Genomic DNA, 544 nt, shown 5'->3' on the forward strand with positions numbered 1-544 from the left:
GAAGCGCAGTTTCGCACGCTCTGCGGCTTCTGCTTCTTGAGTTCGAGTACGAATTTCTGCTTTTGCTTGGCGGTAATATTGCACCAGTGGAATTTCACTTGGACAAACAAACGCACAAGCGCCACACTCGATACAATCTTTTAGATTTAGTTCTTCTAGCTTGTCATATTCTTTGGCCTTAGCATGCCATTGAAGCTGCTGTGGCAGTAGAGATGCAGGACAAGCTTCCGCACATTGACCACAACGTATACATTCCATCTCGTATTGATGAGCTGAAATCTCGTGACGAGTCGGAGCTAAAATACAGTTCGCCGTTTTGGTGATAGGAACCTGTGAGTGGGGCAGGGTAAAGCCCATCATTGGTCCGCCCATGATCAAACGCTGAAGTTTTTTATCGGCTTTGTACCCGAATTCGTCGAGCAGTGCTTGAACTGGGGTACCCAAGAGCGCCCATACGTTTCGAGGCTGTTTAAAGGTTTTACCGGTTAACGTAACGACACGTTCGATCATTGGCTCGCCATCGATGATAGCGCGCTTAATCGAG

1 protein-coding gene is annotated in these 544 nt (G+C 47.8%); it reads right to left on the bottom strand.

Features of this window, described 5'->3' with window-relative positions; translation table 11 throughout:
- A partial coding sequence (locus tag R7Q11_RS28705) for an RnfABCDGE type electron transport complex subunit C (protein ID WP_225467289.1) occupies positions 1-544 on the bottom strand: 544 nt, incomplete at both ends.

Source organism: Vibrio sp. 970, assembly GCF_033339075.1.